Here is a 5,659-nt window from a genome sequence, read left to right as displayed (position 1 = left end):
AGATGGCATGCGCACGTCGACGTAGGGCGCGCTTCTCACCATGGTGATAGGCGGAGGACAGCGTCTGCTGCTCAGACTCAGTGAGAGGTGCAACGAAGCGCCTTGCCATGGTTCCGTCCGTGTCAGTTATCCTACATACATTATGCACGAAAACTTTCGGTTAGGCACTTACAAGAAACGGGCCTTATCCCCCTGTCATTTTCAGACGGCGGCTGCACCGATTCATCTGGCCAGGCCCCTGAACGCGGCATTTCAGCCGTCCTATGCGTAAAGGCTGGGGCGGCTCATCAATACCCTGCTTCTTTCTGATGCCGGAATGCCAAGACATGCACCGCCTTGGCGGTTGGCTCGTAGCGGTACAGCGCCACGTAGCCGGAGTCTCCGAAGGGAATCACCAGCTCGCGCAGCTCGGGCATCTCATCGAGCGGCCGGCCAACATCGGGGGCCGACTCCAGTAGCAGGAAGTGCTGCTCGATGGCCTGCCCGGCCCGACGCGCGGCGTCCCGGGACTTGGTCGCGAGAAATCGCCGGCATCGCTCCAAGCCTTCGGCGGCGCCTTCGGTAACGATTACTTGTGGCACTCAGGCTTCGCCTTTTCATCTTCGGTGCCCCAGGTACTCAACCAGGAGCGCACTTCCTGGCCGGTCAGGTGCCGGCCGGTTTCCTGATAGGCCTCCCAGGACGCCACGGCTTCCTGCTTGAAGCTCTCGCGGGCTTCCTCACGCTCGACGTACTGCTGGATGGCTTCGAGCATGATCCAGTGCGGCGAACGCCGGCGCTGACTGGCGAGCTGTTTGACGCGGTCTTTCAGTGCGTCGTCGATCTTGAGTGATGTTGCCATGATCGCTTCCTATCACTAGGTGATACCTGAGACTACCCTAGTGTTGCGGCTGGCGCCCGTCAAATAAACCTGGGCGGCCTGGCTGGGCGGTCTCGCAGCCAACCATTTTTTCCTAAAGTTTTCCTGTTCCCTGCCGAAGTCCTCTTAAAGGTACGTATAGCACAGGGATGCATCATGAGCGTGATCAACACCAACCTCACCGCCCTCAAGGGCCAGTCTGGTCTGTCTCGCACCCAGGGCCAGCTCTCCACGGCCATGGAGCGGCTCTCCTCGGGCATGCGGGTGAACGGTGCCAAGGATGATGCCGCCGGCCAGGCTATCGGCAATCGCATGACCAGTCAGATCAACGGCCGCGGTATGGCGCAGCGCAACGCCAACGATGGTGTTTCCCTGAGCCAGACCGCCCAGGGCGCGCTGGACCAGGTCAACGAGAAGCTGCAGCGCATCCGCGAGCTGACGGTGCAGGGGCTCAATGGCACCCTGCAGACCCGCGATGGCGATATGGTCCAGGCCGAGATCAATCAGAACCTGATGGAGATCGACCGCCTGGCGGAGTCCGTAGGCTACAACGGTATCCCCCTGCTGACGGGGCAGGCGGGGAGGGTAGATCTCCAGGTTGGTGCCAGCGATGGCCAGACGCTGGGGATCGACCTCGCCCCCCCGGCTTCAGCGTGCAGGCGCTGGGCCTGGAGGACTTCAATGTCGCTGGTGTACCGGGGAGCGTGACGCCCCGCGATACGCTGATGGGCCAGGCGGTGGATATCGTGCTCGAGGACCCGCGCACCGACGTCAGCTACCCCAGTGGCGCCGAGAAACCGCTCTATACGCTGGGCGCCGTCGATGCGCCTGGCACCTACTACGTCAGCATGGGAGGTGGCAACTTCTCGCTGGTGGACGTGAGCGCCAGCCACGTCACGGCAACGGATGAGAGCGAGGTCATCATCGAGAACCCCCGTGCGCTTTACCGCACCGACGGCTCGCTTGCCGAGAAGGGGATCGATAACCTCCAGGATGGCCAGCGCCTGATCCGGGTCGACAACACTTTCTATCTCGAGACGGAGGAGGCCGGCCGTATCACCTACCGCGAAGCCGGTTTTGCCGTCAGCTTCGATGATCAGGGGGCTGTCAGTGAGGTGCTGCTTAATCCTAGCAGTGAGTTTCTGCAGGGCGATGGGCCTGACTACCACTATACCGACGTAGGAGAAAACGAGGCGATCGAGGTCGCACGCGGTAACGGTACCGTGACCTTCGATCTGGCCAACTTTGACGATATTACCTTCCCCGATCTGGCCGATCCGCAGGATCCTGTTCTGGTTGTGGGTGAGGACCGCGCCGGCACCAGCCACTACTACGTCAGAAACGGCAGCGGTGCCGATGTCAGTTACTACCGGGTCGATGGTGCACATAGCCAGCTGCAGGTGTCATCCGCGGCGCTGGCCGAGTCGCCAGAGGCGAATGGCAGTACGGTATCCGTGGTCGAGACATTCAGTGTCGATGGCGAGGAGTTCACCCTGGGGGACTTCGATGAGACGAGCTTTCCTGGGCTGAGTAACCCTACGCTGTTCGAGTATCGCGACAATGACGACGGCAGCACCGAGTACTTCCTGCGTACCGGTACCCTGGGCAATTACACCTACCACGAAATCAGCGGCGTCGAAACGGAGTTGCAGCTCAGCAGTGATGGCCAGGCTTTTGCCGGGCCGGACCTGCTGACTCTGGGGCAGGGCAGTGACATTGTGCTGGGCCCGGACGATGAGGGCATTCAGTCGACCCCGGCTGTCAGCAACTTTCTGCAGTCGGGTGTGGCAGCCACTTTTCCTAACGATATTGATAATCCCGCGCTCATTCGGCGCACCAGCGATGATGCCTGGGTCATTCGCGGTACGCTGTCGGGCGGCGGGTTCGGATACTATGACGCTGAGCTCGAGGTAGAGCTCGGTGCCGATGGTGCGCCGGTGTCCTATACGGTAACGACCCAGCAATCGGAGCCAACGATGCTGGGCGTTGAGGCCCATGTCGTCGAGAAGGTCCACGGCGTGTCGACGGTAACCATCGATCCGCGCAACGTGAAGGTAGAGTACGCCGATCGTGAAGGGCGGGTGTATGAGAACGTGCTGAGAGAGGGAGAGGACGGCAACTACTACTTCGAACTGCCCGGTGAAAGCTCCCTGCTGGGCGGCTACAAGACCGCCACGCTAGTCGATTACGACGGTGAGAACGAGATCCTGCTGAGGACCAAGAACGGCGGCAGTGAGGTGGTGGTGTACTACCCCACCGAGCTCGGCCAGCTCGACAACAGCGCTTTCTTCGTGCTGACCGACGGCGACGGCTTCAACAATGAAGGTGATCCCGTCACTCGCCTGCGTATTCAGGAAGCCGGAGATGACTTCCGCCTTCAGGTGCCGCGCAATCCTCTGGCGGCACTCGATCGCGCCATCGGGATGGTGGATGCCAAGCGCAGCCATCTGGGCGCCGTGGAGAATCGTCTGGCGTCGGTGATGGAGGGGCACGAATCGGCCAATATCAGCCTGTCGTCGGCGCGTTCGCGCATCATGGATGCCGACTACGCTGCGGAAACCGCCAATATGGTAAAGGCTCAGGTTCTGCAGCAGGCCGGCAACAGCATGCTGGCCCAGGCCAATGTGATGCCGGAAAACGTGCTGGCGCTGCTGGAATAGAGACATGAACCAGGTAAATGCTCACGAGCTGGTGCACGAGGTGCTCGCGCCACACGTTACCTTGACGAGACGGCTCAGCGACCACTCCCCCGACCGCTTCGCGGCCGCCGGCATGGATGAGTAAATGCGGTAGGCCTATCAGAGCTAATAATGACCTCGGGTGATGCGACGCAGCATCAAGCAATCGTGGATATGCCTTCATTTGTTCGCACACTGGGAACCATACCTGTGTCAGTCCTTGCTGCTCAACGTCAAAAAGGAGGAGGCAGCTTATGCGACCTAACGATAACCAAGCGGATGACTCTCAGCCCCAAGTAGAAGCGCCAGATGCGTTTGCTCCATCAGGACCCTTGACCCTGGCGAATGCATTTCGTGTCGCCGCTGTCCTGTGTGTGGTGGCGGGGATCTATCTGTTCTTCGAGGCCTTGCAGTATGCGCCGATGGTGGGGAATGCGGCCTATGGCACTGGCGTCTTGCGGCTGGGTACTGCCGTGATCCTGGCGCTTTTTCTGCTGCTGGGCGAGAAAATCTGTCGCCATCTGGACGACTACCATTAGCCGCCTGGTAGGAATCGGTTCTGGGCAGAGTGCAGCTGATCTTAGGAGCCCGCTATGACACCTGATGAGCACCAGAGGGTCATTGATGAGCTTCAGAGCGTCATCGACGATACCCAGCACACCATCGATCGCTTCGAGGCCACCGGCATGGAGGAGCAGATGCCGGAGGACTACGAGAAGCTGCTGGATATTCTGGACGATGCCGTGAAGCAGCAACGTGAGCATGTGATGGCGATGTTGGGCTGATGGGGGAGAGGCCTGCCTGCTTTCCCTGTTAGCCAGCCGGAAGCTGTGCCTCGGCGAAGTTCAGCAGCCGTTGGTAGTCGCGCTGGCGTATCACGCTCTCGACGATGCCGGCGTCAAGGTTCAGGTAGTCATGTACCAGGGCGTTGCGCAGACCGATGACCTTGTTCCAGGGGGTGCCGCTGTCGTCATGGCCGAGGCGCTGCAGCTTGGCGAAGGCCTGCCTTGCCTCGCTGGGCACTGCCTGCCCCAGTGCCTTCAGGCGCTGCTTGGCGATGCCAATACAGGCCTCGGTCAGCAGCTGCAGGTTGCGCTCGGCGGCCCTGTAGAGCAGTGGGCTCAGCCCACTCGGCTGCGTGGCGGCTTGTGAGAGCTGCTCCAGCTCCTCGGCGAGGGTGGCCAGATGCTCCCGCATGGCGTCGATATATTCGCGTTCCATAAGAGGTTGGCTCGGTCGATCAGGCGAAATGGCGCTGGTGGTATAGGTGGTCGATCTCCCACATCGAGCCGATTCGCTGTTCCTCTCGAATCAGCCTCAGGCGATCGTTGGCCTGAAGCACGCGTCCGGTGCGGATGATGACATGCGCCAGGGTCAGCGGCGCCAGGTTGATGTCCACTATCGAGAGCCGGCCCTCCGCCAGGCCCAGGGCATCCTGCCAGGCTTGCGCCAGGAGCTCGGGGCGCAGGCGCCGCTCCAGCGGGTCTTTCTCGAATTCCCGGAAGGCGACGGCCAGATCAAAGTCGCTGGCTGGCGTCGCGGTGCCCTTGGCCCGCGAGCCATAGAGCCACAGCACGGCAATCTCGTCGCTCCGAGACGCCAGGTCGGCCAGAGCGTCCTGGATGGCGGTGGAATTCAGCATCTGGTCCTGCCTGTGTCATCGGCTGAGCAAGCTTACGGCAGTCTAGCATTCGGCGAAGTGAATCTATAATCGCCGCTGGTACGCACCAATGGACTCTGATCTGAGCAGGTGCCAGGGGCATGCCGCGAAATTTCTGGGGGCAAAAGCTCAGAGTGCTACACTGGCGCTTCTGCTGAACCGTGGTACTCGGAGGCGCCATGTCCACCCTCGCTCGCAAGAAGCTGCCCATCGGTATTCAGACCTTCGCCGACATCATCGAGGGCGGCTACTACTACGTCGACAAGACCCCGCTGATCCATCGGCAGGTGGAAGAGGGCAAGTACTACTTCCTCTCGCGCCCGCGGCGCTTCGGCAAGAGCCTGTTGCTGGATACCCTTGCCTGTCTCTTCGAGGGGCGCGAGGCGCTGTTCGAAGGGCTCTATATCCACGACAAGTGGGAGTGGCAGCGCCGCCATCCGGTGATCCGGCTGAGCTTTGGCG

Annotated in this window: 9 protein-coding genes and 1 pseudogene; 5 read left to right on the top strand and 5 right to left on the bottom strand. The window is 61.2% G+C overall.

Features of this window, described 5'->3' with window-relative positions; translation table 11 throughout:
• The 3 genes and pseudogenes from DER72_RS15310 to DER72_RS15300 all read right to left on the bottom strand — a co-directional run.
• Window positions 1-109, bottom strand: a pseudogene (locus tag DER72_RS15310) (IS630 family transposase); the annotation flags it as partial.
• A 178-nt stretch (window positions 110-287) separates the two neighbouring features.
• On the bottom strand, window positions 288-581 hold the full coding sequence (locus DER72_RS15305) for a type II toxin-antitoxin system RelE/ParE family toxin (protein ID WP_110070803.1): 294 nt from the start codon (window positions 579-581) through the stop codon (window positions 288-290).
• Window positions 569-841, bottom strand: coding sequence for a CopG family ribbon-helix-helix protein (locus DER72_RS15300; protein WP_110070802.1), 273 nt, complete (start codon window positions 839-841; stop codon window positions 569-571). The genes DER72_RS15305 and DER72_RS15300 overlap by 13 nt, the downstream gene beginning before the upstream one ends.
• 174 nt (window positions 842-1,015) lie before the next feature.
• Between DER72_RS15300 and DER72_RS15295 the strand changes: the two genes are divergently transcribed.
• From DER72_RS15295 to DER72_RS15285, 4 genes are all read left to right on the top strand, one after another.
• Window positions 1,016-1,567 carry a hypothetical protein gene (locus DER72_RS15295; RefSeq protein ID WP_110070801.1) on the top strand — a complete coding sequence of 184 codons (552 nt, stop codon included), beginning with the start codon at window positions 1,016-1,018 and terminating at the stop codon, window positions 1,565-1,567.
• Entirely contained in the window at window positions 1,513-3,519 is a 2,007-nt protein-coding gene (locus DER72_RS16300) for a flagellin (RefSeq protein WP_219983321.1), read from the top strand. The genes DER72_RS15295 and DER72_RS16300 overlap by 55 nt, the downstream gene beginning before the upstream one ends.
• 272 nt (window positions 3,520-3,791) lie before the next feature.
• Window positions 3,792-4,076, top strand: coding sequence for a hypothetical protein (locus DER72_RS16085; protein ID WP_146209077.1), 285 nt, complete (start codon window positions 3,792-3,794; stop codon window positions 4,074-4,076).
• A gap of 54 nt (window positions 4,077-4,130) precedes the next feature.
• Window positions 4,131-4,322 (top strand): hypothetical protein, encoded by a 192-nt coding sequence (locus tag DER72_RS15285; RefSeq protein ID WP_110070800.1) that lies wholly within the window; start codon window positions 4,131-4,133, stop codon window positions 4,320-4,322.
• A gap of 28 nt (window positions 4,323-4,350) precedes the next feature.
• Here the strand turns inward: DER72_RS15285 and DER72_RS15280 are convergent, their stop codons facing one another.
• The gene (locus DER72_RS15280) at window positions 4,351-4,758 is read right to left on the bottom strand and encodes a DUF86 domain-containing protein (protein ID WP_110070799.1); all 408 of its coding nucleotides are present in this window, start codon (window positions 4,756-4,758) and stop codon (window positions 4,351-4,353) included.
• A 19-nt stretch (window positions 4,759-4,777) separates the two neighbouring features.
• Complete coding sequence (locus tag DER72_RS15275) at window positions 4,778-5,179, bottom strand: nucleotidyltransferase domain-containing protein (protein WP_110070798.1); 402 nt, start codon at window positions 5,177-5,179, stop codon at window positions 4,778-4,780.
• 197 nt (window positions 5,180-5,376) lie between these two features.
• On the opposite strand from DER72_RS15275, the gene DER72_RS15270 reads away from it, so the two are divergent.
• Window positions 5,377-5,659, top strand: a 283-nt coding sequence (locus DER72_RS15270) for an AAA family ATPase (protein WP_181395689.1), incomplete at its 3' end; no start/stop codon positions are given.

Origin of the sequence: Halomonas sp. A11-A, assembly GCF_003182195.1 — a bacterium.
In the GTDB taxonomy this organism is placed as follows: Bacteria; Pseudomonadota; Gammaproteobacteria; order Pseudomonadales; family Halomonadaceae; genus Halomonas; species Halomonas alkalicola.
This window is presented reverse-complemented; position numbering and strand designations above follow the sequence as displayed.